We start from the raw sequence: 24,508 nt of genomic DNA, 5'->3' as shown, positions 1-24,508 counted from the left end.
GTTTACTTAATTCTGAGCTAACTTAAAATGCTTGTCGCTGCTTTCTTAATATTCAATATTTTATTTAAGAACCCATTCATAAACTTGAGTGGGTTTTTATGGCTTTAAAATTAGAATAAAAAAATACTTGCAATTATTTTATAATGTTATTATAATAAAACCAATGCAAAAGGAGAAGGAAATAAAATGATGCTAGACATTAACAAACAAAAGAATATTTTGTCACTTAGTGCATCAAACGTGCTGGTCACAATTCGAGTCGTCGTCATCTGAATTGTGATCTGAACGTTTGATAAATTTTTATTTTCTCATTTATCCGTACAGGTCATAAACGAAAGTTTTTGTACGGAGAACCAATTGAATAATTTCTTTGAAATTATCCCCGTACAATTATTTTCAATGATTGTACGGGTTTTTTTATTCTCATAGAAAATAAACAGGTTTATAGATGTGGAAATCAGGAGGGTTTTATGACGTATCAAACAGTAGTGTCAGCACAGGCGGTTAAGTCAGCTAGTAAGAACCAGTATTTTTACTTATCAGGACGGCAGTTAGCTAATCAGTTACTTGGTGAAGATAATGAGGGACTTTTATCCCTATCAGAGTATTTGAACTATTTTGATTATCTGCGAGTCTTAACCAATAAAACCTTTATTCTAGATGGTCAGTCAGGTTTTGGAAATCCGTTGAATACTTATAACTCCATTAAAAAAATGGAAAACCATGGTGCTGATATCATTCTTCTTAATGACCAACAGTATCCTTCACATAGTCGACCTGACCAACAAAAGCCCGCAGAATTGGCGGAACTAGCCGGTAAATTAAAGGCGGCCATAGATGCCCATGACGCAGAAAACACCGATTTGTGGATTAAGTTTGATTGCTGGAACCAGTACAGCCAAACGGAAAAATGGGAACGGTTGGAGTTACTATCTGTGCTCAGCCTATCAGATATCGTTTTAAATGAAGATGCGGATAAGTTGGATGAATCTAGCCTAAATATTCATTACTTTGCAGCCGACGAACAAGAATTTTTGAACTAAGAGGGGGATACCTAGATGCGCAATTTTGAAAAACAACGAAATGAATTTAATCACTTAATCTATGATAAGGAAATTTTAAACATTGTGGTTGTCCCTGATGCCTTAGCTGCCAAGGTGGCCGAAAAGGCAGGATTTAAAGCAGTATTTTGTGCCGGCTATGCTACGTCTGCTAGTACATTGGGATTGCCAGACCGGGGTATCTTAGACTTTGGTGAAATGTATCAAAAAGTAAAAGAAATTGTAGCTGCTGTGGATATTCCTGTCTTTGTTGATGGTGATACAGGTTATGGCGATCCGGAGAATGTTGCTCGAACAATCCGTTGTTACGAAGCAGCCGGTGCCGCCGGAATTTTCTTAGAAGACCAGGTTTGGCCAAAACGTTGTGGTCATATGGCCGGTAAAAGCGTTGTGCCAACTGAAGAATTAGAAGAAAAATTGCGAGTTGCCGCCGCTGCGCGCCGCCACGACAACTTTTTGATTATGTCACGGACGGATTCTCGACAAATGTATGGGTTGGATGAGGCTATTAATCGCAGTAAGCGTTACAAAGCTGCTGGCGCCGACATGATTTTCATTGAAGCCCCAGAAAGTATCGCTGAAATGAAAATAATTGCCGATACATTCCCGGACACACCGCTGATGGCTAATATGATTGAAGACGGTGCAACGCCGATGGCGACAACAAAGGAATTAGAAGAAATTGGTTTCAGCTTTGTTGTTCATCCCTGTGCCCTAACTTATGCACAAACATATGCGGATGAAGAGGTGCTGACTGAGCTTCATGATACGGGGCGGACAACCAAGACACAAAAACAAATGGTGACATTTGATAAATTCAATCACTTTGTGGGATTGGATGAATTGAATCAATGTGATAACCAGTATTCTGCAGAAGCAATGACCGATACTTTGGCTTTGATTGCTGACAAAATGAAAGAAGAGGCTTAAGAATGGATGCGAGTATAATTAATTTTGATGAGCGAATGGATACTGCCAAGGAATCGCCACTATTTTACAAGGTCTTTGGTTTAGTTGGAGCAGGGTTGATTTTAGATAGTGCTGATGTCTATATGGCGAGTAATATCAACTCTGCCCTAGTTGCCCATCATTTTGCCACCCTAACCCAAGGGTCACTCTTTTTGTCGGCTGGGTTCTTTGGACTCTTTGCTGGATCGATGATTGCAGGATACTTTGGTGATCATTTTGGCCGGCGTAAGGCTTTTCAATGGAATCTTTTAGTCTTTGGTTTAGCTACTTTGATTAGTACTATGGCACCTAACATTGGGACTTTGATTGTTCTACGATTTATTGCAGCCACTGGTTTAGGTGCTGAAACTGTGACTGGTTTTTCAATGATTAGTGAATTTGCTCCCGTTTTGAAGCGTGGGAAATGGAGTGGCTTGATTTCTGTGATTGCTAATTTCGGTGCTCCTTTAGGCTTCTTGCTTTCAACTCTCTTAATTACTCACTATAGCTGGCGAGCCATGTTCTTTGTCATCGGAATCTTTGCTTTGGCTTTGTGGATTGGCCGTCGGCACTTGCCAGAGTCACCCCGATGGTTAAAGGTGCAAGACCGTCATGAAGAAGCCGAAGAAATTTTGGGACAGTTAGAAACAAATGGTCATTATGATGCCCAAAAAATTGAGAATAATTCTGCTAAGAAAATTAGTCCTAATCGAGGCATCCTTATTGCTACTGTTGCCGTATCAGCAGCACTGCTTTGCCAATACATGTTTACTTCGTGGGTTCCTACACTCTTGGTTAAGCAAGGAATCAACATTGTGCATTCAATGTGGTTTTCAACCATTATGATGGCTGGAGCTCCTCTTGGTGCCATGATTGGTATGCTCTTGGTTGATCGAATTGGTCGAAAATTTACGATTGTGCCAGGATTTATTTTGACTGCCATTGCTGGAATCGCCTACTCAATGGAACGCACAGCAACCGGGATTTTGATTAATGGGTTCATTTTAACGGCCATTATGTATGTTTTGATTGCTAGTATTCTTTCTGTTTATGCTTCCGAGCTATTTTCAACAGAATTCCGATTCCGTGGAACTGGCTTTGCAAACGGTGTAGCCAAGTTGCTCACAGCCCTTTCACCTTACTTAGTTGTTAAGATTGTGACGATTTATGGCCCAACATTGCTCTTTATCATGATTACAGCTATTGCCCTGTTTGCGGCTATCATTATTGGTTTCTTTGGACCAGAAACTAAAAAACAGTCAATCGGTTAAATTAAAAAAAGTTCTTGATCAGACGAGGTAAAATTCACTCGCATAGTATCAAGAACTTTTTTGCTGGGGTCAATTTATTGACCTGTCACAAGAATGGTTGATTGAGTTGTTGATTTTACAAATGCTTTTTCTTCATTTATAGTTGCTGCAAAGACTTAATCTAAATTAAGTACCAGTAATTTGCACCACTAGGAGGAAAATAATGACGCAAAAATTCATGTATGGCACCGACTCCAACCAGTTTGGTGAATTGTCCTTACCTGAGGGACCAGCTGAAAAAAAGTTTCCCGTTGTGGTTTCGATTCATGGTGGCTTTTGGAAAGATAAGTACGATCATAGCGATTTTACGGACTTAGACAAACAATTGGTCGCAAACGGTTTGGCTACTTGGAATATTGAATACCGGCGGGTGGGCCCATCCGGTGGTGGTTACCCACGAACTTTTGAGGATGTAACGAATGCTGTGAACTACTTAACCACCTTGGCCAAGGACCATCCGCTGGATTTGGACCGGGTCGTGGTAATTGGCCATTCCGCCGGTGGACACCTAGCCTTGTGGGCTGCTTCTCGCTACCAACACCAGGCTGACGAATTGGGCCAACCTGTCCAAATTAATTTCACCGGGGTGGTTAGCATGGCTGGGGTAACCGACTTAGAAGCCATGTGGGTCGACCAGCAGCCCTTGCCAATGATGAAAGACATTGTACCTAATTTTATGGGTGCTCTGCCAGCTGAAGCACCCGACCGTTATCGATTGGCTTCACCGATTGACCTTGTACCAATTAAGACGAAGACTGTCTTGGTTCATGGAACGTCCGATGATAAGGTGCCAGTTGAGTTAAGCCAGTCATACTACCAAAAGGCTCAGGCAGCTGGTGATTCAGTTCAGCTCGTGGAATTGCCAGGAGTTGGCCACTTTGATTTGATTGATGGTGCTAGTCCAGCATGGGGAGCGGTCAAGGAGGCAGTTAATCGGTTGTTGGATAAAGAATAATGATTGTTTGTCAGACCACCGACTTAGTCGGTGGTCGTTTTAGGTTTTTAGTGAATTTTGGCTCTATAAATTTAATTAGAATCAATTTGAAAAAAATTGTTTTCTTGGTAGAATAGTTTCAAGTTATATGAATGAGAAGAGAGAAGTATGCAAAAGATTAAAACGGTTATTTTCTGGGTCACAATCATCACCATGTTCACGTTGTACCTGGTCCAATTTTTTACAACAGATAGTCACCATGGTGTCTTAATTTTTGATCATTTCCCAATCTGGTTAAATTTCATTACCAATTTTTCCCCAACAGTTATCCTCATCTGGTCCTACCCATATCGGACTAAAAATCATAATTAAAAAATGAAGGACAATCCCAAATATTAAGAGGGTTGTCCTTCATTTTAATTTACAGTCAAAAGTGCGAAAATTTAGTCGATTTTGCGCCACTTGGCATCAAAGCAGAATCGGGCGACAAAAAGGCCGAGTGGTAAGAAGGCCATGATTAAAATTGCCTTGGTTAGCCAAGCCGCCCCGGTCCCGATTTGATTGAGACCGAGGTTATAAACCCCACGGTAAATATAGAGGCCAGGGACCATGATGACAATTGACGGAACAGTAATGGTAATCCGAGGGTAGTCAATGAGTTGGTGGATGAGGGAGGCTAAAAGGCCGGCAATTAAAGCCCCAACGAAAGCCGCTGCCGCAGGTTGGAAGTGACTGAGGTCAATTAGCTCTAATCGGGTAGTATTGGCGATTGCCCCGATTAAGCCGGCCGTTGCCGCCATCTTAATCCGGGAATTAAACATAATGGAAAAACCAAAAACTCCAGCAAAGGAGGCAGCTAGACGCCCGAACATCAAGGGCCATTGACCTAGTCCTAGCGGTAAGAAATTCTTGGGTTGGAGACCAAAGACCAGGGCCAGAAGCCAGCCAACTAACGTTGCGGTGATAATGATTGTTAGGGCGAAAGTCAGCCGTTCCAGACCTGATCGTAGGTCATTTTTACTAATATCGAGGATACTAGTGATGTAAGGAAAACCGGGAATAACAAAGAGCATCGCCCCAATATAACCAGCTTCGTGGTTAGTGGTTGTCATACCGGTCAGACCCAGTAGATGAAGAGCTAGAAAGTAAGCTAGGCAGGCAACTGCGACGCCGATGGCCGTTGTGGCAATGGCGGTCCAATGGTGTTGACCAAATTTTTTGCGGGTAAATTGACCCAGGCCAGCACCAAAGAAACAGCCGACCATTTCAATTAGCCCACCGCCCAGAAGAAAGATGAAACCGGCACAGGCTAAACCACCGGCCAAACCTGATTGTAAGGCGGAATAGTTGGCCGGCCGAGCTTTAATACGATCGAGTTCTTGGTGGATTGATAAGGCGGATTGGTCCGCCCATTTCAATGCAAAATCCTGAACAAAGTCTTGCAGGGCAGTTAGTTGATCGGTATTAACACCGGTGCTAGCGAGGGACAGGCTTTCGGTGAAGGACTCAACTCCGTCAAAACTGGTTAAGACGAGGGAAGTAAAACCGATATCGGCTGAACATGTCATATTTAAAGCACGGGCAACAGTATTCATTGAATCACGGACTCGCCAGGCTCCCGTTCCAGATGAAAGTAGAAGAAGGCCTACCCGGCCAACAATTGAGGCGCGGACTCGTAATGAAGCTTGGCGGGCAGGACCGGTTTCACCAGCGATGAATTTTTCCCAGCGAACGGCCATATGATGGTGGAGTCGGTCTGGGTTGGTTGTGTCAGCGTGAGCCGCCTGGTTAATTTCTGTGGTCATGGTCAGCTATCCTTTACCAGTCAAAAATTTTAAGCAAGAATTAATCTAGGTTCATCATAGACTTTTGGACTTTAATTTTCAAATGGTCAAAGCATTGGTTGAAATTTTTCAGGTAAATTAAAAACTGCGTCGCACCAGGCAACGCAGTTTATTCACTAATTATAGTTGGTCTTTGTAGATGGCTTGCCCCGTATTACCAACGAGCAAAACGTCACAAACATCAATGAAGAGGCCGTGTTCAACGACTCCTGTCAATTCTTTGAGGTCCTTGGCTAATTGAGGCAGGTCTTTTTGACCGGTAATGTCAACGTCAATGATGTAGTTACCTGAATCAGTCGTCAGGTAGTTACCATCTTCTTGTTGCCGGTAAACCGGCTTTAGGTCCCGGGTCTTCAAGTAGTTATAAACATGGTGGACACCGAATTTTACGACTTCAACGGGTAGACGGTATGAGCCCAAGTTGAGGTGCTGCTTAGAAGAATCAACAACCCAGATATTTTTAGTAGAGTTTGATGCAACAATTTTTTCAAAGAGGAGGGCAGCACCGCCACCCTTAATCCCATTTAATTGGCCATCAACTTCATCGGCGCCATCGACAGTGACATCAATTCGATCAACGGCGTCGATATCAACGACCTTGAGGCCAAAGCCTAGGGCCAGTTGTGAGGTTTGGACAGAGGTTGCCACACAGGTGATATCCATGGCTTCTTCATTAGCGCGTTTGGCCAATAAATCAATAAAGATTGAGGCCGTCGAACCAGAACCAAGACCGACGATGGCCTGGTTGGGGATTAGTTCAACAGCCATTTGAGCTGCTTTTACTTTGTCATCGTTCACGATTGAGCCTCCAGAAAAGGGCGAAGAGAAATAATACATTACTTTTATTATAGCAGAAATAACTGGACCTTAAATCCTTAGATTGGTTCATTTTCCTGATATTTTCGGCTTTTTCTTGTAAAATAAATAAGGAAAATAAATACGCTGACAAATGCGAAAGGATTTAGCATGGTCAAGAAAGTCACAATTATCGGGTCAACGAATTTAGACCGGGTAACGCGAGTACCGCGATTAGCCAAAAGTGGTGAAACCCTATCAACCTCGCAACATCAAGAAGAAGTTATGGGCGGGAAGGGCCTCAACCAGGCCGTTGCCGTTGCCAGAGCTGGTCGCCCAGCCAATTTTATTACTAAGGTTGGAGCCGGCTTTGATTTGGCTAGCCGGGTGGCAGAAGACGGTTTAAACTTGGATTATGTTTTGGAATCAGATGATGCTGAAACGGGACAAGCCTATATCACGGTTTCTAAGGCGACTGGCGATAACATTATTTATGTTTATGAAGGAGCCAATGGTCAATTGTCTGCTAAGGATGTTTGGGACCAGCGAGCAGCTCTCGCTGATTCTGACTTTTGCCTGGCCCAATTGGAAATCCCATTAGAAACAGTCCTATCGGCCTTTAAAGATGCTCATACCCTAGGAGCCTTAACGGTCTTAAATCCGGCACCAGTACCCGATCAGGAAGATTTGCCGAAAGAATTATTAGCAGAGACTGACTTGGTAATTCCAAATGAGCACGAAGCCGAGTTGATTACCAATATTCCGGTAACCGACCGACAATCTTTGATTGCTAACGCGGAGTTTTTCTTTGACGCCGGAGTTAACCATGTCTTGATTACCCTTGGTGACCGGGGAGCTTTTTATAAGTCGGCCGCCGGCAAAGAAGTCATGGTTAACGCCATTAAAACCACAGCGATTGATACGACTGCAGCTGGGGATACCTTCATTGGTGCCTTGCTTTCCCGATTGACGGCCTCCTTTGATAATATTGAGGGAGCCATTAAGTATGGTGTCGCTGCTTCATCACTAACGGTGGCCCGGCCGGGAGCCTTGCCTTCGATTCCAAAAGAAGATGAAATTTCAGCTCAATTACCAAAAACACAGTGACCTGGAGGAGGAAATCCATGAAAATTGCCGAAATGAACTTAATTCGAAAAGACTACTGGGTTTCCCTCCAAAATCGGGACTCAGCTGTTGAAGAATCACCCGTTTTAGATTACCGGGTCTTAGCGTTTTCCTTTGCTGACAACTTGGTGATTGATTGGGATAAGGCCTATCCAGGACCAAACCCAACAAATTTAATTCCAGGATTATTTAATGACCAGAGTTTAGAAAACCTTGTCCTTGATCATGGTATTTATAATTTTGATACAAAGGGTGCAACAAGTGATAAAATCTATCATGTAACGATTAATACTGTTCGTTCTTAACAAAAAGTTGTATCATTTATCAAATAACAGTTTAGATTAAGGAAATGACAATGAAAAGATTATTAAGTTTTATCTGGAATTGGATTGCCCCAATTGCCTTTGGGATTGCAGTCTACTTGGTAGTAACAACTTTCTGGGTCAACATTGTTACCATCAATGGTGATTCAATGGCACCAAACCTCTTAGATGCACAAAAGGTTTTGGTAACCAAGACGGAAAACGTGAAACGTGGAGATGTTATCGTCTTTGATGCTCGAAAGGAAGATCCACGGATTCAAGCCGGCAACAAGGATTATGTTAAGCGTGTTATCGGTGTCGCTGGTGATACCGTTGAATACCGTGATGGCAACCTCTACGTGAATAATAAGAAGGTCAATGAGTCTTACATCTCATCAGATGAACAAGTCACCGGGACGGAAGCCAGCTTTGGTTCGTCTTGGTCACTCGGCACCCTTTCTTCAACAGATATGTGGAAGAAGCAAGATCAAGGTAAGACCGTTGTTCCTAAGGACAGCTACTTTGTGATGGGAGACCACCGTTCGGTTTCTAATGATGGACGCTACTTTGGTTTCGTTTCTAAGAAACATGTGATTGGTCGAGTGATTGTACCGTTCTGGTACAGCAAGACGGTTCAAAACAACATCGGTAAGGACCGTAATCATTTCTTTGCCTAAGAATTATTAATTTAATAGGGAATGTTAACCGCTGCTAACTTTTAGTTAGAGCGGTTTTTCTTTGTGTCAAAACTGTTTGAAAATTAAATCCAAGAAAAAACTCCAACGACTAGAGAACCGTTGGAGTAAAAATGGAGTAGATTAATTTTAATGATTTTGAGCTTCGAATCGTAAAGCAGTTTCGAGTAATTGAGCTGGGGCATCTTTCATACCCATGTTTGCTTGAATAATAACCATCTTATCAGGCGTTTGATCAGCTTGAGCCATGGCGGCCATTAATTCGGCTTCTGTTGATACCGCAGTGAAAGTATATTGGTCTTCATCAGCACCAAAGGCAGCTGGAATCAGGTCGTACCGGTATTGAGGAACATCGTTATAAGGTTCTTCCATACCATGGATAACACGTTCAACCGTGTAACCAGTATTATCGATAATGAAAATCACTGGCTTGAGACCTTCCTTGAAGGCCAAACCAAAGTCTTGGATAGTTAATTGCAACGAACCTTCGCCAGTTGACAAAACAGTCCGGCGGGCAGGATTAGCAAGCTGACTTCCCAGAGCAGCGGGGAAGGCATAACCGATTGAACCCCAAAGTGGTTGACCGATAAACTTGGTACCAGTGGTTAATTTTTGACTAGCCAAACCGAAGAATGAAGTTCCTTGTTCGGCTACGAAGGTCTTGTCTGCTGTCATAAATGATTGCAGAGCTTGGTAGTAAAATTCTTGGGTCAAGGCCTGGTCTGATGGAGCCAATGAAGCGTCCAATTGAGGTGCTTGAACAGCAGGCAAGGCAAGGTTTAAGTCCAAGTCAGCCAAAGCTGCACCAAGAGTCTGGAAATCATATTCGGTAGTGATAGCTTGACCAAAAATTGATGCATTTTGGCTATCTAAGTTAATTACTTGGCTAGGAGTGAATTGCTGAGTGAATCCACCAGTAACAGAATCAGTTAACTTAGCACCGACTAGGAGAACAGTGTCGGCTTGATCAACAAAAGCATTGACTGCTGATTCTGAAATTGTTCCGTTATATGTTCCAACAAAATTAGAGAAGCTTTCATCAACGGCACCCTTACCCAGACCAAGGTCCAAAACGGGGATGTTGTTTTTCAATGAAAAGTCTTTGATGGCTGATCCCAAGTTAAAACGGTCAACTTCGTGGCCAACAATCATAACTGGTTTTTTGCTAGCAGTTAAAGCAGCTTGCACTGCCTGTAATGTAGCAGAAACGTCGATGGTTGTTTGATTAAAGACGGCTGGAATTTGTTCTTTTAAAAGTGGGTTGGCTGGTAAGTCGACCAAGTCTGTTGGCAAAACCAAGTAGGCCGGTTCCTTAGTTGCAGCCATGTAAGCCAATGTTTCGTTGATTTGGCTAATAGCATTGTCAGCAGTCAAAACTGTAACTTTCAAATCAAGGGCTGCGTGAGCTTCGATGAAACGAGTGAAGTTTTGGTCACCGAAGGTGTGGTGGACAAGCTTACCGTCGTTTTGGACAGCAGCAGTTGGTGCTCCGACAATTTCAAGAACCGGAACGTGTTCGGCAACACTACCGGCGAGGCCGTTAATGGCGCTTAATTCACCAACACCGAAGGTCGTGACGAATGTGGCAAAGCCCTTTTCGCGGGCATAGCCATCAGCCATGTAAGAAGCATTAAGTTCGTTGGCGTTACCAACCCACTTCATGTCTGAGCGTTGTGTAATGTGGTCTAAAAATTGCAAGTTGTAGTCGCCAGGAACGCCTAAAATTTGATCGGCGCCGAGGGTCTTGATTACATCCAAGAGATAATCTGATATAGTATATTGAGTCATAAAATCCTACCTTTCTTAATAGGTCAACTAAACTTACCTATATTCAAAGTGTAGTCCTTTGTTGAATATATATCAACCTAATTGACCTAAAAAGGAGAATTATTATGCAAATCGACCCCAAATTAGCCACAATTTTTTTCGCCTACCAAGAATTTTCTGGCTTGGTAGACCTTGGAGAGTACGGGTTAACGAAGAACCAACACCGAATTCTCTTCATTGTTTCGGCCTTGGATGATATTAATATTAAAAAGATTTTGATTTTACTCGGTATCTCTAAGCAGGCTGCTAATGTGGCTATCCGAGACTTACAAGACCGTGGCTTGGTTGATGAACAACAATCGGAAGTCGACAAGCGGATTAAGTACCTTCACTTAACCAAAGCAGGTCAGAAATTGAACCAAGAAGTTGGTCAAGACCAAGAAGCTACTCTTAACCAATACTTTGCAGCGGCCGATGGTGACTGGCAGGGCGCGATGGAAAAGCTAGCTCAGAAGTATTTATCCCAATTAGAATAATATTCAACATAAAAAGCCTGGAAGGCTAGCCTTCCAGGCTTTTTGGGACTAATAAAACTTTTGTGAGCACTTAAGTTAAAGTAGTTAGCAGAATAATATCATCGAATCATTGGTTGCCAAACCGGCAAATGCCAGCGTCTAGTCTTCTGGCTTATCTTTTTTATTTTTTGACCACCAATGCTTTTTTTGGTCGCCTTCCATCTCGATTCGTTGGACCCGAGAGGTCACCTTATCAAGCTGAGAAAGGGTTGCCATTTGCAAGTGTTGTTGTTGGTCGACAGTTGTTTGGGTTTTTTCCAAATTTTGTTCGGCCTTGGTCAGTGTTGATTTTAAAGTTTCGATATGTTGCTTACGATCATCAAGTTGCTGGTCTTTAAAACCGAGTTGAGATTCTAGCATCTCAAGGCGCATCTTGAGGATTTCGATTTCAGCTTCACTGTCGATATTCAAATCGGCCAAAGCCGACTCTTTGGCTGGCTTTAGGGCGGTTAAATCTTCTTCAGTGTAGGTACCGTTTAATTCAATCCCACGTAACTTAGCACGTTGAAAGAGGACTTCGCGATCAATCCCTAAAAAGAGTGTTAATTCGGCGGTGGACCCAAAGGTATAATAATCCTTCATGTTTTCGCGTTTAATTTTCAACAGACAATCCTCCAATATATATCTTAGGTTGCGAAATTCAGGAATAAAAAATTAAATTTCTGATTCCGTTCAGTTTTGTGAAAAGTAAAGTATGACCCTGTTCGACTAAGTCGAGGACAAGATCTGTCCAAAAGTAATCATATACCAAATTGCTAAGAAGAGGGTGTGTGTTTAAACTTTCTTAAAGAAAAAACCACTAAATTTTAAACTTTCTGAGTTAATCGATTACAATCCTAGGCTTGGGCTAAGATATCGATGCTGGTTTCAGCCAAAATGAGGTCGGGGCGGTCAGTTGCTAGGTGGTGTAAATCATTTAAAAAGAAACCGGCAGTTAATGGTAATTCAGCCGCACACGCAAAGACGGTTAAGGTATAACGATGGTCCTTGTCTGGGGGCACTGGACCAATGTAGGCCTGCTTTAATTCAGCGACATCTTCAGTAATGTAGCGAGAGTAGGTTGAGTTTTCTCCTTGAATAAAGGAAGAACCGCCAAGTGTTGTTGCCTTTGACAAGTTGGCAGGCACCTTAGCATTTTCCCCAGTGACGGGGAAATTAGCTGCTAACCAATGAATCCAAGGGAAACCCATGACGGGAACAGAATCAAAATCAATATAAGCCCAGGCTAAAAATTTTGTGTCGGCTGGTAGGTCATCGACCTCAAAGGGAAAGGACTGAACTGGGTAGCGCCCGACCTTATCTTGGTCTGCCGCAAATTTACTATAGGCAGCGGGTAAGTAGCCGTTTTCTGTGGTCACGGATATCTTCATAATTGTGACTCCAATCATCTTTTTTTCTGTATTATAGCATTCCTATTCAACTGGGCAAAATGGTATGATTAGACTGAATTTATTAGAGAGGAAAATCAACATGTCGCACGTCATATTTAATTCGATTTGGGTTGGTGTTTTAGCTGGAATTTTAGGGGGAGCGGCTCGCTTGGGCTGGTCGGCAACCTTACCAGTTCATAGTCTACAAGTCCATGAGCAAAGTCCTATTGCTAATTTTTTGGCAATTTTTGGTTTTTCTAAAAGAACAATCAATCGTAGATTGTCACTAGCTGGTGGTCAGGGGATGCCTTTGTTGCAGTCGCTGACCTACTATGTTTATTCCATTATTGTTGCAGTTATTTTTGTCTTTGGTGCTAACGCTGATGGGAATTTAACACATGGTTTGGGAACAATGTATGGGCTGATTATTTGGATTGTTGTTGATTTGATCTTTTTACCGCTTTTTCAAGTCGTGCCGGTTTTCTGGCGACGGTCTCTGCCTGAATTAGCAGTCGAAATGAGTGGTTATCTCTTTTTTGGTTGGGCAGTTTATTTAGTTGCAGTTGGGTTACCAGTTTCAGTGATATATTTTTAAATCTAATGAAATTGCAGTGATTTTTAGCTAAAATAGCAGTAGGAAATTAATTTAAAATGTTTTGTTTACGCTCACCAATTGGAGGACGTAATCATGACTAATTTTGACTGGCGGCCACCCCAGGAACTAACCCGTTTGATTCGTGATTTAGAATGGCGGGAGTACTTTCAACAGTCAATTGCACGAGAAATCCGGCAAGGGCGGAAAAAAGCTTGTTTAACTCAAGCTGAAGTGGCGGATGCCTTACACATTTGTCAAAGTGCTGTTTCAAAGTATGAATCAGGGAAGATGATGCCAGATTTAGCAATTTTATTATCTTTTTGCTATTTATATGGCTGGACAATGGAAGACCTATTATTGCGCTTAAAAATTCGAACTAAGGGTCATCAATGAACGGAGTATCAAAAGTGGTAGATATTACAGCAATTCGAGAATTTTCTAAGCGGTGCCTAGGAGCGGATGTTTCGGGACATGATTTTTTGCATGCTGACCAAGTTGCTCGCTTAGCAGTCGACCTTTATTTGCAAGATCAGGGACAGATTCAAGTCGAAGACCGTGCCGCCATCGAAGCAGCTGCTTACTTGCACGATACGATTGATGATAAGGTTGTTGCCGATGTTGAGGGGCAACTTGTCCGAGTGAAACAACTGTTAAGCCAGTCAGGTTTAAAGGGTGACCAGCAAGACTTGGTGGTAGATACAATCTTGCACCTATCGTATTCAGCTAATTTGCGCGAACACTATCAGCTAACCGACCTTGGGCAATATGTTCAGGATGCTGACCGGCTTGAAGCCCTTGGTGCCATTGGGATTGCCCGGACCTTTGCCTATGGCGGCAAGGTTGGTCATCCGATGTATGATCCCGACCTACCACCCGTCTCTTTGCAAAACAAGGACCAGTACCGGTCACACAAAACGACCACGATTAACCATTTTTACGAAAAATTATTAAAATTGGCAGGGCAAATGAACACCCCCGCCGGCCGGCAAGAGGGGCAACGCCGAACAGCCTTTATGGAAACTTTTTTAGTAGAGTTCCAAAAAGAAACCGGGGCCTTGTCTGACCCGGCTTTTCGGATTCAATAGGAGACTATTCAATGAAAACGCGGATGAAGCATTATTTACTAATCGATTGTTCTTATGTTTTCTTCCAATTTGTGATTATGGGAACCTTTGATTTGTTAACTAACCATGCCTATGATTTTTGGGAATATGTAACGAATTCATTAGGAATCATTGGAATATCGATTATCTTTTATTTTTCCGCTGAAATGTATAAAAAGTATAAACAGCAGAAATCATGAAAAAGCTTGGCTATTAGCCAAGCTTTTTTTGCGCAAAAAAACCTCGAGAATCACAATTCTCGAGGCAGAAATACCGTCATTGGCGGTACTACTTTATGAAATTAATTATTCACCACGGAAAACCCAGGCGTCACCATTCTTAGCCAAAAGATCATCAGCTGCCTGAGGACCCATGGTATCAGATTCGTAAGTTTCGAGCGGTGCTTTATCGTCGGCGTAAACCTTTGAAATGGCATCCGTGAACTTCCAAGCTGTGGCAACACCATGCCAGTCGGCGAAGTTTGAACCGTTACCATCCATGGCGTCATGCAACATCCGTTCGTAAGGAGCAGGTGTCATGGCCTTTTGTTCGGCAGTTGGTGCCCAGTTCAAGTCGATGGTTTGCGTGTTAAAGTTGTCAGAAACTTCCTTAGCATTCAATGACCATTCGATGCGTTCGTCTGGTGAAACGACGATTGAAAGAACTGTTTCTTGTGGCTCTTGTGCTGAACCGAATGAGAAGGCACCAGCCTTGAAGACAACATCGATCCGAGTAGTCTTTTGTGTCATGCGCTTACCAGAGCGGACGTAGAAGGGAACACCTTCCCAACGAGGCATCTTGAAGTGTAATTCACCAGCGATGTAAGTGTTGGTCTTTGAGTCGGCTGGAACATCTGGTTCTTGGTTATAAGCGATGTGACCAGCAGTTTGACCAGCCCCGTATTGACCGCGGACGAAGTAACGGTTAACACCGGCTTCGTCGTAGATTTCCAAGGCAGAAAAGGCAGCGTTCTTGGCGTCACGGATGGCAACGTCAGAGAAGTCCTTTGGTTCTTCCATGGCCAACCAACCGATGATTTGCATCGTGTGGTTTTGGATCATGTCGAGCAGGGCTCCGGCAGTATCGTAGTAACCGGCCCGTTCTTCAACACCAAGGGTTTCGGCCAAAGTAACTTGGACGTTTTTGATGTAGTCCTTGTTCCAGGCTGAGTTAACCAATGGGTTTCCAAAACGCAAAGGTGCAATGTTTAGCACCATTTCCTTACCTAAGAAGTGGTCAATACGGTAAACTTGGTCTTCATCGAAGGCTTCAGTTAATTCGTTTTGGAGCTTTTCGGCAGTTTCGTATGAAGTTCCGAAAGGCTTTTCAATCATAATTCGGTTGTAGCCTTGGTCAGCAAGCAAGCCTTCTGACTTCAAGAACTTAGCAATTGTTCCGAAGAAACGTGGGGCAACAGACATGTAAAAGATTCGGTTGCCTTGAACATCGAACTTTTTGGCAGCTGCTTCAATGGTGTCTTTCAAGCCAACGTAGCCAGCAGCGTCTGTGACGTCGGAAGCCTTATATGAAAAGTGGGCAACGAAGTCGGCCACTTGTTGTTGGTCTTGACCCTCTTGGATTGAGGCGGTTACCAAGGCTTGAAATTCGTCATCTGACAAATCTTGGCGGGCCGTCCCGACCACGGCAAATTGTTCAGCCAAATAGCCTTTTTTGTATAAATTAAAGACTGATGGGTAAAGCAAGCGCTTGGCTAAATCACCAGTAGCGCCAAAGAAAGTGACTAAGGTTTTAAGTTCTGCAACCATAAGAATCCCCTTTATCTGTTTTTACGTTCGCTCTTAGTATAACGGAAATGAAGTAAAAATACACGGGGAATTCATAGAAATTGATTCCTGAGAAAGCCAGTGTTTAAAACAAAGAAAGCACTTACATAAATGCAGCTAATGAGAGTGGGCGGATAGAACATTAAAGAGTATTCATGCTATACTTGGAAAATATGGAGGTGACCGATGCAAGTCAAGCAAAATAAAAGATTATCAGAACGGTGGCTCTTAACCGCTAACCTGATTGCTAATACGGGTAATGCCATGATTTGGCCAGTTACAACCCTACACATGACAATTTCATTGGGGCAAGATTTAACCATGTCTGGTGTCGTGATTTTATTTACTTCCCTGATGAATATTTTAGGAGCCTACATTGCTGGTAAGCTTTTTGACCGTTGGCGCCCGTATCCGTCATTGATTGGAGCCAGCTTGATTGCGCTTTTTTCATTAATTGTCCTCTTCTTCTTTAACGGCTGGCCGGTTTTTGCCTTTTTGATGATGACGGCCTCCTTTGGAATTGGATCGGTCAATACCTTATTAAATGCCTATGCAACGACTGTGACTGGCAAAAATACCCGAGTTATTTTCAATAATATGTACATCGTTTTAAACATTGGTGTTGTTATTGGAACTCTGGCTGTTGGTTATCTCTTTGACTATGGTTTCAGTTGGTTAATGCTGATTGCAGCGGTTCTCTTCTTACTGTTGACGGTAATTGTTGCCTTTGTCTTTAATGTTGAAACAGATATTCAACCAAGCTACGAGCCACAGCTGGTTGAGGAAGAGCATGCACAACCTATTACTAGTCGGGACCAGGAAGCTGTCAGTGAACCTGCTAAATTTAAAATGACCCCATTATTATGGTGGCTGGCTGCCTTCCTCTTTGTGATCTACCTTTCCTATATGTTATGGGAGACGGTTATGGCCCCTCATTTGCGGACAATTGGCATTTCAACTCGTCATTATGCTGACTTATGGGTTGTTAACGGCTTGACAATTATCGCTTTTCAAAAGATAATTTCAACTTGGGCTAATAAACATCCGTATCGTCTTTCAGTTATTACTGGTGGCTTTGTTTTTGCCTCATCGTTCATATTGATGCTTTTTGTTAATCAATTTTGGCAAATTGTCCTTGTCTTTGAATTGTTAACAGTCGGAGAAATGTTGTCTTCACCTCAGGTTCCAGCGTGGGTGGCTCAACTAACGCCGAAAGAAGTATCAGGACAAGCACAAGGCTTTGTTAGTATTATGATTTCGATTGGAAGAATGTTTGGGCCCTTATACGGTGGTATTATGTTAGACCATGGCTGGTTTAATCCACTATTTTTATCAGTTTTTATTGCTATGATTTTAGCAAATATGGGTTTGTTATTTGTTGCCCGGAAGAAGAAGGAATAGTTTTTTATGCAACGTGAAGTAAATAGAACGCTAGCCGTCGGCTTGTTAGTCGGCGTTATTTTGATTTTGGCTGGCGGAATCATTGGTTTAGGTTTAGCACCAATAGCACCACTCTTGGTGGCAATTGCCTGGATCATTTTAGTAATGCGCTTAGCGGGCGTAACCTTTCAAGACTCACAAGCAGCCTTGATTAAAGGGATTGAAGCAGGGATTGCTCCCTTATTTTTGTTTTTATTAATCGGTTCAATGATTGCTCTTTGGTTGGGAACGGGTGTCATTCCAACCATGATCTGGCTTGGGTTTAAATTAATTAACCCAGCTTGGTTTTTGCCAACGGCCTTACTAACTTCGGCCTTGGTTGGAACGATGATTGGCTCTGCCTTTACAACGATGTCAACGGTCGGAGTAGCCTTAATGGGAGTTGGAACAGCCCTTGGTTTTAACCCAGCTCTGGTGGCTGGGATGGTGATTTCTGGTGCTATCTTTGGTGACAAAAGTTCACCGTTAGCCGATTCAACCAACCTGGCAGCCGCTGTTTCTGGGACAGACCTTTTTGCTCACTTGAAGAATTTGATGTGGACCACACTACCAGCGATGGCGGTGACTTTGATTTTAGCTTTCTTCTTTGGCTTTTCATCCCACCATTCGGCTGGGATTTCAGCTAAGACGGCAGCAGTGACTTCACTGCTCCACCCAACTTGGTGGGCCATTGTGCCGATTGCTTTGATTTTGGTTTCAGCCATTGCGAAAATTCCAGCGATTCCTTCCTTGTTAATCAACGTCGTGGTTAACACAGGTTATTATCTTTTGTCAGGACACTCTTTGACGAAGTGGGCCAACTTGGTGGTCAATGGTTACAAAACAACATCGACTAACAAGACTCTGATGGCTCTTTTGGACCGGGGTGGTATGACGGCAATGATGGAAACGATCATGCTGATTATGCTCGCCTTGGCTTTAGGGGGCTTGCTTTCAAACCTAGGAATTTTGCGTCGAGTGATGGAGCCAATCGTCGCTCATTTACACAGTCAAAAATCAATTGTCTTTGCAACTTTGTTAACTGGTATTTCGACCAACTTTTTGGTTGGGGAACAATACCTATCAGTAATGTTGCCTGGTCAAATTTTTAAAGAAGATTACCAGCGTTTTGGTCTCTCACCCTTGGCATTGTCACGGTCGATGGAAGATTCTGGGGCCATTGCCAATTATTTGGTTCCATGGGGTGTCGCTGGAGCATTTGCTAGTCAGACCTTGCACGTTTCCGTCCTATCCTTTGTACCCTTTACTTTCTTAGCCTTATTTTCACCAGTCTTTTCATTGCTTTCAGCTTTGACGGGAATTGGTTTGCGCCAAGCATCGCAAGATGCAGCCGAAGCTAAGTAATTAATTTTAAAATTAAAGTCGGTTTTTTCCGGCTTTTTTTCGTCAAATTGGTTATCGGTGGAAAAAAGCGGAAATACTTGCAAAACCTGGTTGAATTTAGTATAGTAAATGGATGTGAGTGCACAGGATGCACGCACTCCTTGCAGCTATTTGGCTGCCAGAGACCAAAAGGAGGAAAAAATACATGGCTACAGCATACGAATTAACATACATTATTCGCCCTGACATGGAAGCAGATGCAAAAAAGGCGCTCGTTGAACGCTTTGACAAGATCTTGGCTGACAACGGAGCGAACGTTGAAAAGTCAGCTGACTGGGCAAACCGTCGTTTCGCTTACGAAATCGCTGGTTACCGTGAAGGAACTTACCACGTGGTAAACTTCACTGCTGACTCAAACGAAGCTGCTAACGAATTCGATCGTTTGGCAAAGATTTCATCTGATATCTTGCGTCAAATGGTTGTCAAGATTGACGCTGAATAAATTTCAATTCCACCGGGAAAGGACCTAAAAGATGATTAATCGAGTTGTTTTAATTGGACGGTTAACCCGTGATGTGGAATTGCGTTATACTCAATCGGGTGTAGCGGTAGGTTCCTTCACTCTTGCAGTGAACCGGAACTTTACAAATGCCAACGGGGACCGTGAAGCAGACTTTATTAACGCCGTAATCTGGCGGAAGGCTGCTGAAAACTTTGCCAACTTTACCGGTAAGGGTGCCCAAGTCGCAATCGAAGGTCGGTTGCAAACTCGGAATTATGAAAATAATGCCGGGCAACGCGTTTACGTGACTGAAGTTTCAGTTGATAACTTCTCCTTATTGGAGTCAAAGGCTGATTCAGACCGTCGTCGGGCCCAAAACGGGTCAGGACAAGGTCAGGACTTTGGTGGTAATAGCCAAAACTTTGGTAGCGCCGATCCTTTTGCGAATGCAAACCAAAATAACAATCAACAAAATGGTAATAACGGTCAAAATGCTAACCCATTTGCCGCGAACAATAACTCAGAAATTGATATTTCTGACGATGATTTGCCATTTTAATTTTTACTTCTAATTGAAAGGAGATTCATTATGCCTGAACAAAACGCACGTCCACAACGTCGTCGCCCACAAGGTGGACCTCGTCGTCGTCGGAAGGTTGACTTTATTGCAGCCAACCACATCGAATACGTGGATTACAAGAACACTGAATTGTTGGAACGTTTCATCTCAGAACGTGGTAAGATTTTGCCCCGTCGTGTGACTGGAACTTCAGCAAAGAACCAACGCAAGGTTACGGCCGCTATCAAGCGTGCCCGTATCATGGCCTTGATGCCATTCGTCACTGAAGACTAATGACTAGGTTGAAACCAAGACTTCCGTCTTGGTTTTTTTTATTTGCATTGAAAGAGCTATGATTTGCTGGACCGGTCTTATGGTAAAATAGAAAATGATACGAAAGAACGATAAAAGCAATGAGGCATTTATGAAAACTTTCTCGAATTTACGGGCTTTAGCTCGTTATCAACAAAATAAAACCTTCGTGACTGGTTCAATTGGGGTTTTGATTGTTTCAACAATCTCAATTATCTTAGCCCTCCTCTGGAATTGGGTCATTGGCATCATCTGGGTTGTGCTCTTGCTTGTCTTCTTAGCCGAAATGGTTAAGGAGTTGATTCAAGCTAGCCAATCTAATGAATCCTATTTGGAGGAATTAACCTACCGAGTCAAAGTGAGTCAGCAAGAGGCGATTATTGATATGCCGCTTGGTATTATTTTGCTTGGCCAGGGTGAACGGATTGTCTGGGTTAACCCTTATTTGCAGGCCTTGCTGGCTGATGAAGATGTCATTGGTGAGAATTTGGTTGAAGTTGGCTCGGATTTAGCTTTTGCCGTTAAAAACTATGATTCAGCGCAACAAAATCGATTTTCTTGGTTAAATCGTTCTTTTGATTTGGCCTATCAGGAAGACTTGGGGGTCATTTATCTCCTTGACGCCAGCGAAAGCGTTGCCCTCGGTACCGAATTGGCTGATCACCGCTTGGTAACCGGTTTGGTTTCAGTTGATAACTATGAAGAAGTGACGGAAGGAATGCCTGATTCTGAAACTTCGAAGTTGAGGACAGACGTTACTGGTCAATTGACCGATTGGGCTAAAAAATATGGCCTGTATGTCCGACGACTATCACCAGTTACCTACCTATTATTAGGTTACCAACAGGATTTGGTTAAGGCTGAGGATGATAAGTTTTCAGTGGTTAAGTCAGTTCGTGAAGGCACCGCCCAAAAGAATTCACCACTGACATTGTCGATGGGAATTGCTTATGGTGAACAAGACATTAATTCACTTGTTCAGCTAGCCCAAACTAACCTTGATTTGGCCCTTGGCCGCGGTGGGGACCAAGTGGTCGTAAAGGCCGAAGAATCACGAGCTCGTTTTTACGGTGGGACAACCAACCCGATGGAAAAGCGGACCCGAGTTCGTGCTCGGGTAATTTCGCAAACGATTGCGGAATTAATCGACCAGGCCGACCAAGTCTTCATTGTTGGGCATAAGCGTCCTGATTTGGATGCGGTTGGTTCAGCGATGGGGCTTTGGCGCTTTAGCCAAACCCGTAAGAAGCCAGCATATGTTGTGATTGATGAAAGCGAGATTTTTTCGGATATTCAATCTCTGCTTGCCACAGTTCGCTCTGAGCAAAGCGGTGATGATGTTCCGGGTAGTGATTTAGGCGTCTCCATCATTACTGAAAAGCAGGCCTTGGATTTTGCGACAGAACGATCGTTGTTGATTTTAGTTGACCATGCCAAGGAAATGTTGGATGGGGCAGTTGATTTGCTCCATGATTTGCAAGAACGGGTGGTCGTGATTGACCATCACCGGTTAACTGAGGATGGTTTGCCGGCCAAACCATTATTGACCTACATCGAACCATACGCTTCTTCAACATCCGAATTGGTCACGGAACTTTTGCAATATCAAAACCAAAAGGGTGCACCAATCACAGCATTGGAAGCAACCGCCATGCTCGGTGGAATCCAAGTTGATACCAAAAACTTTGTCTTGCGAACTGGGTCACGAACCTTTGATGCCGCTTCGTACTTGCGGGCCAATGGCGCGGACAATGAATTGATCCAATCATTCTTAAAAGAGAAGTTCTCAGACTTTAAGGCTCGAGCTGAACTGATTCACTTGGCCGAAATTAAAGATGGATCGGCGATTGCCGTCGGTGACAATGAAACGGTTTATGCAAATGTTATCACTGCCCAAGCAGCTGATGAACTCTTGCAAATTGAAGGTGTGAAAGCTTCCTTTGTTTTAACAAAGCGTGATGATGGTCGGGTTGGAATTTCGGCCCGGTCAAATGGTGAATTCAACGTTCAAACCGTGATGGAAGACTTAGGTGGTGGTGGTCATTTGTCCAATGCTGCTACCCAAGTGGCTGATGTGACAACCCAGGAAGCTTATACCAAGTTGGTAGAGGCAATTGAAGGTCAAGAAGCAGAAGAAGCTGAATAATTTATTTTGCAAAGAGCGCTACCAATCTGTAAAATTTAGAAAAGAATTAGCTTGGCATTAACCAAGCCCAAGGAGGCACAGATGAAAGTTGTATTTTTAGAAGACGTTAAGGGTCGTGGTAAGAAGGGCGAAATTAAAGATGTTCCCGATGGCTACGCCAATAACTTTTTAATTAAAAACAAGAAAGCTGAACCGGCCACGGGCAAGAACCTCGGGGCGGTTAAGGGTCGGCAAAAGGCTGAAGATAAGTTGGCGGCCGAAGAGTTAGCTGAAGCCAAAAAATTAAAGGCCCTTTTGGAAGATGAAAAGACAGTTATCAAAATTAAGGGGAAAGCCGGTACTGATGGCCGCCTCTTTGGTGCTGTTTCTACCAAACAAATTGTGGCTGCCTTGGCTGACCAATATAAGGTTAAGATTGATAAGCGTAAGTTAGCTTTGAACCAACCGATTCATTCACTTGGTTTTACCACGGTCCCTGTTAAGGTTCATCGTGACGTTATGGCTGACTTACGTGTGCATGTGAGTGAGGATTAAGAATGGCAGATGTTTCAATCGCTGGAAATGAATATCGCCAGGCACCCAATGATGAAGCTGCAGAGCGAGCAGTCTTGGGTGCTATTTTCTTTGAAATGAGTTCTGATGCAGCGGTCGTGACGGCGGAAGCAATTCTGGATCCAAGTGATTTTTACCGACAAAGGCACCAAGAAATTTTCCGCGCTATGCAACTGTTGGTTGAAGAAGAACGACCAATTGATATGCTGACGCTGCAGGATAAGTTGAATGCAATGGGACAGTTGGAAAATGTTGGTGGTGTCGCCTACCTATCTGAAATCTCACAATCAACGGCCTCAGCAGCAAACTTAAAGTTTTATGCCCAAATTGTTCATGAAAAAGCAGTATTGCGGCGAATGATTCAAACGCTGACGAAGTCGATGACCTTGGCTTATGATGGGTCTGAACCGGCTAGTGATTTATTGGAAGACTTAGGTCGGGACTTAGATAAGCTGGCTCAAAATCGTGGTGATGACGACTTGCGCCGTATCAAAGATGTTTTGAATGAATTTCAAGAAAACTTACAAGCAGCTAGTGAAAATCAAAATAAAATTATTGGAATTGCTTCTGGTTATGAACAACTCGATGAATTGACGCAGGGCTTTCGGGAAGACCAGATGATTGTTATTGGTGCCCGGCCCGCTGTTGGTAAAACGGCCTTTGTTTTGAATATTGCTAAAAATGCTGCTAAAACAGAGGGGAAGCCAGTTGTTGTCTTTTCTCTGGAAATGGGTGCCGTTGATTTGGTCACTCGGTTGGTTGCTGCTGAAGGTGGGATTAATTCACAGAAGTTGACTACTGGCGATATGCAGGAAGAAGATTGGGAATCGTTGACGATGGCGATTTCTTCCTTAGCTAATATGCAGATTTATATGGATGATACTCCGGGAATCCGCATGGCTCAAATTTCCGCCAAGCTCCGAAAGTTGGAACGGGACTTAAAGGCTAAGCTGTCTGAGGAAGAACAAATTGCTAATCCACACCCACTTGGCTTAGTCATGATTGATTATTTAGGTTTGATTGAATCATCGAATAATGAAAACCGTCAACAAGCTGTTTCTGAAATTTCGCGGTCAATCAAAAAGCTAGCTAAAGAACTGCATACCCCGATTATTGCGCTGGCTCAGCTTTCTCGTGGTGTCGAACAACGACAAGACCAACGACCAATTTTGTCCGATTTGCGTGAATCTGGTTCGATCGAACAAGATGCCGATATTGTTGCTTTCTTGTACCGTGATGATTACCATCCGAACCGGGCTGGTGAAGAAGATGATCAAGATGGTGGTCAAGAAGAAGATGTTGTGCCAATTGAAGTCTTGGTTGAAAAAAATCGTGCCGGAGCTCGTGGTAAAGCTGAATTGATGTTTAATAAGCCGACCTTTAAGTTCTCCAATATGGCGGCGGGCTACCGTCAAGACCGTCCTGGTTTTGACTCAATGCCTGATATGTCGCAGGGCTGGTAACTA

Annotated in this window: 27 protein-coding genes; 21 read left to right on the top strand and 6 right to left on the bottom strand. The window is 43.2% G+C overall.

Going from position 1 to position 24,508, the window contains the following annotated elements:
• Positions 1-470: 470 nt before the first annotated feature.
• The 5 genes from AOQ29_RS02035 to AOQ29_RS02015 all read left to right on the top strand — a co-directional run bounded on the left by AOQ29_RS02035 (position 471) and on the right by AOQ29_RS02015 (position 4,625).
• The gene (locus tag AOQ29_RS02035) at positions 471-1,043 is read left to right on the top strand and encodes an isocitrate lyase/phosphoenolpyruvate mutase family protein (protein ID WP_061992886.1); all 573 of its coding nucleotides are present in this window, start codon (positions 471-473) and stop codon (positions 1,041-1,043) included.
• A gap of 15 nt (positions 1,044-1,058) precedes the next feature.
• A complete protein-coding gene (locus AOQ29_RS02030) occupies positions 1,059-1,991 on the top strand; it encodes an isocitrate lyase/PEP mutase family protein (protein WP_061992885.1) in 933 nt (310 codons plus the stop codon).
• Between the two features lie 2 nt (positions 1,992-1,993).
• Positions 1,994-3,280, top strand: a complete 1,287-nt coding sequence (locus tag AOQ29_RS02025; protein WP_061992884.1) for an MFS transporter — start codon at positions 1,994-1,996, stop codon at positions 3,278-3,280.
• Between the two features lie 202 nt (positions 3,281-3,482).
• Positions 3,483-4,274 (top strand): alpha/beta hydrolase family protein, encoded by a 792-nt coding sequence (locus AOQ29_RS02020; protein WP_061992883.1) that lies wholly within the window; start codon positions 3,483-3,485, stop codon positions 4,272-4,274.
• Positions 4,275-4,421: 147 nt separating this feature from the next.
• Positions 4,422-4,625 carry a hypothetical protein gene (locus AOQ29_RS02015; RefSeq protein ID WP_061992882.1) on the top strand — a complete coding sequence of 68 codons (204 nt, stop codon included), beginning with the start codon at positions 4,422-4,424 and terminating at the stop codon, positions 4,623-4,625.
• A 71-nt stretch (positions 4,626-4,696) separates the two neighbouring features.
• Here AOQ29_RS02015 and AOQ29_RS02010 read toward each other — a convergent pair whose 3' ends face one another.
• Positions 4,697-6,058, bottom strand: coding sequence for a threonine/serine exporter family protein (locus AOQ29_RS02010; protein WP_061992881.1), 1,362 nt, complete (start codon positions 6,056-6,058; stop codon positions 4,697-4,699).
• A gap of 159 nt (positions 6,059-6,217) precedes the next feature.
• Positions 6,218-6,895 (bottom strand): ribose-5-phosphate isomerase RpiA, encoded by a 678-nt coding sequence (rpiA, locus tag AOQ29_RS02005; RefSeq protein WP_083989217.1) that lies wholly within the window; start codon positions 6,893-6,895, stop codon positions 6,218-6,220.
• 168 nt (positions 6,896-7,063) lie between these two features.
• Between rpiA and AOQ29_RS02000 the strand changes: the two genes are divergently transcribed.
• Genes AOQ29_RS02000 through lepB form a run of 3 tightly spaced genes read left to right on the top strand, consistent with a single transcriptional unit; the run spans position 7,064 to position 8,996 of the window.
• Entirely contained in the window at positions 7,064-7,999 is a 936-nt protein-coding gene (locus tag AOQ29_RS02000) for a ribokinase (RefSeq protein WP_061992879.1), read from the top strand.
• Between the two features lie 17 nt (positions 8,000-8,016).
• The gene (locus tag AOQ29_RS01995) at positions 8,017-8,322 is read left to right on the top strand and encodes a hypothetical protein (protein ID WP_061992878.1); all 306 of its coding nucleotides are present in this window, start codon (positions 8,017-8,019) and stop codon (positions 8,320-8,322) included.
• Between the two features lie 50 nt (positions 8,323-8,372).
• Positions 8,373-8,996, top strand: coding sequence for a signal peptidase I (lepB, locus tag AOQ29_RS01990; RefSeq protein WP_061992877.1), 624 nt, complete (start codon positions 8,373-8,375; stop codon positions 8,994-8,996).
• 147 nt (positions 8,997-9,143) lie between these two features.
• Here lepB and AOQ29_RS01985 read toward each other — a convergent pair whose 3' ends face one another.
• Positions 9,144-10,802: an alpha-keto acid decarboxylase family protein gene (locus AOQ29_RS01985; protein ID WP_061992876.1), complete on the bottom strand. Its 1,659-nt coding sequence runs from the start codon at positions 10,800-10,802 to the stop codon at positions 9,144-9,146.
• Positions 10,803-10,906: 104 nt separating this feature from the next.
• On the opposite strand from AOQ29_RS01985, the gene AOQ29_RS01980 reads away from it, so the two are divergent.
• Positions 10,907-11,317, top strand: a complete 411-nt coding sequence (locus AOQ29_RS01980; protein ID WP_061992875.1) for a MarR family transcriptional regulator — start codon at positions 10,907-10,909, stop codon at positions 11,315-11,317.
• A gap of 138 nt (positions 11,318-11,455) precedes the next feature.
• Here the strand turns inward: AOQ29_RS01980 and AOQ29_RS01975 are convergent, their stop codons facing one another.
• On the bottom strand, positions 11,456-11,959 hold the full coding sequence (locus tag AOQ29_RS01975) for a hypothetical protein (protein ID WP_061992874.1): 504 nt from the start codon (positions 11,957-11,959) through the stop codon (positions 11,456-11,458).
• A 233-nt stretch (positions 11,960-12,192) separates the two neighbouring features.
• The gene (locus tag AOQ29_RS01970; protein WP_061992873.1) at positions 12,193-12,726 is read right to left on the bottom strand and encodes a YbhB/YbcL family Raf kinase inhibitor-like protein; all 534 of its coding nucleotides are present in this window, start codon (positions 12,724-12,726) and stop codon (positions 12,193-12,195) included.
• 100 nt (positions 12,727-12,826) lie between these two features.
• On the opposite strand from AOQ29_RS01970, the gene AOQ29_RS01965 reads away from it, so the two are divergent.
• From AOQ29_RS01965 to AOQ29_RS01950, 4 genes are all read left to right on the top strand, one after another.
• Positions 12,827-13,321, top strand: a complete 495-nt coding sequence (locus AOQ29_RS01965) for a DUF1440 domain-containing protein (protein ID WP_061992872.1) — start codon at positions 12,827-12,829, stop codon at positions 13,319-13,321.
• A gap of 93 nt (positions 13,322-13,414) precedes the next feature.
• Positions 13,415-13,714, top strand: coding sequence for a helix-turn-helix domain-containing protein (locus AOQ29_RS01960; RefSeq protein ID WP_061992871.1), 300 nt, complete (start codon positions 13,415-13,417; stop codon positions 13,712-13,714).
• Complete coding sequence (locus AOQ29_RS01955) at positions 13,711-14,406, top strand: HD domain-containing protein (protein ID WP_061992870.1); 696 nt, start codon at positions 13,711-13,713, stop codon at positions 14,404-14,406. Before AOQ29_RS01960 ends, AOQ29_RS01955 begins: the two co-directional genes overlap by 4 nt.
• A gap of 11 nt (positions 14,407-14,417) precedes the next feature.
• Positions 14,418-14,624 carry a hypothetical protein gene (locus AOQ29_RS01950; protein WP_061992869.1) on the top strand — a complete coding sequence of 69 codons (207 nt, stop codon included), beginning with the start codon at positions 14,418-14,420 and terminating at the stop codon, positions 14,622-14,624.
• 105 nt (positions 14,625-14,729) lie between these two features.
• Here AOQ29_RS01950 and zwf read toward each other — a convergent pair whose 3' ends face one another.
• The gene (gene zwf, locus AOQ29_RS01945; RefSeq protein ID WP_061992868.1) at positions 14,730-16,190 is read right to left on the bottom strand and encodes a glucose-6-phosphate dehydrogenase; all 1,461 of its coding nucleotides are present in this window, start codon (positions 16,188-16,190) and stop codon (positions 14,730-14,732) included.
• Positions 16,191-16,394: 204 nt separating this feature from the next.
• Between zwf and AOQ29_RS01940 the strand changes: the two genes are divergently transcribed.
• The 8 genes from AOQ29_RS01940 to dnaB all read left to right on the top strand — a co-directional run bounded on the left by AOQ29_RS01940 (position 16,395) and on the right by dnaB (position 24,505).
• A complete protein-coding gene (locus tag AOQ29_RS01940) occupies positions 16,395-17,609 on the top strand; it encodes an MDR family MFS transporter (RefSeq protein WP_061992867.1) in 1,215 nt (404 codons plus the stop codon).
• Positions 17,610-17,615: 6 nt separating this feature from the next.
• A complete protein-coding gene (locus tag AOQ29_RS01935; RefSeq protein WP_061992866.1) occupies positions 17,616-18,992 on the top strand; it encodes a Na+/H+ antiporter NhaC family protein in 1,377 nt (458 codons plus the stop codon).
• 184 nt (positions 18,993-19,176) lie between these two features.
• Positions 19,177-19,473: a 30S ribosomal protein S6 gene (rpsF, locus tag AOQ29_RS01930; RefSeq protein ID WP_061992865.1), complete on the top strand. Its 297-nt coding sequence runs from the start codon at positions 19,177-19,179 to the stop codon at positions 19,471-19,473.
• Positions 19,474-19,504: 31 nt separating this feature from the next.
• Complete coding sequence (gene ssb, locus AOQ29_RS01925; RefSeq protein ID WP_061992864.1) at positions 19,505-20,032, top strand: single-stranded DNA-binding protein; 528 nt, start codon at positions 19,505-19,507, stop codon at positions 20,030-20,032.
• Positions 20,033-20,062: 30 nt separating this feature from the next.
• Positions 20,063-20,326, top strand: coding sequence for a 30S ribosomal protein S18 (gene rpsR, locus AOQ29_RS01920; protein ID WP_061992863.1), 264 nt, complete (start codon positions 20,063-20,065; stop codon positions 20,324-20,326).
• 130 nt (positions 20,327-20,456) lie between these two features.
• On the top strand, positions 20,457-22,490 hold the full coding sequence (locus tag AOQ29_RS01915; RefSeq protein WP_061992862.1) for a DHH family phosphoesterase: 2,034 nt from the start codon (positions 20,457-20,459) through the stop codon (positions 22,488-22,490).
• 81 nt (positions 22,491-22,571) lie between these two features.
• The gene (gene rplI / locus AOQ29_RS01910; RefSeq protein WP_061992861.1) at positions 22,572-23,024 is read left to right on the top strand and encodes a 50S ribosomal protein L9; all 453 of its coding nucleotides are present in this window, start codon (positions 22,572-22,574) and stop codon (positions 23,022-23,024) included.
• A 2-nt stretch (positions 23,025-23,026) separates the two neighbouring features.
• Positions 23,027-24,505 (top strand): replicative DNA helicase, encoded by a 1,479-nt coding sequence (gene dnaB / locus AOQ29_RS01905; protein WP_061992860.1) that lies wholly within the window; start codon positions 23,027-23,029, stop codon positions 24,503-24,505.
• Positions 24,506-24,508 lie beyond the last annotated feature (3 nt).

The organism is Fructobacillus ficulneus, assembly GCF_001047075.2.
Taxonomy (GTDB): domain Bacteria; phylum Bacillota; class Bacilli; order Lactobacillales; family Lactobacillaceae; genus Fructobacillus; species Fructobacillus ficulneus.
The sequence above is the reverse complement of the archived record's forward strand: the minus strand, read 5'-3'. Positions and strand labels throughout refer to the sequence as shown.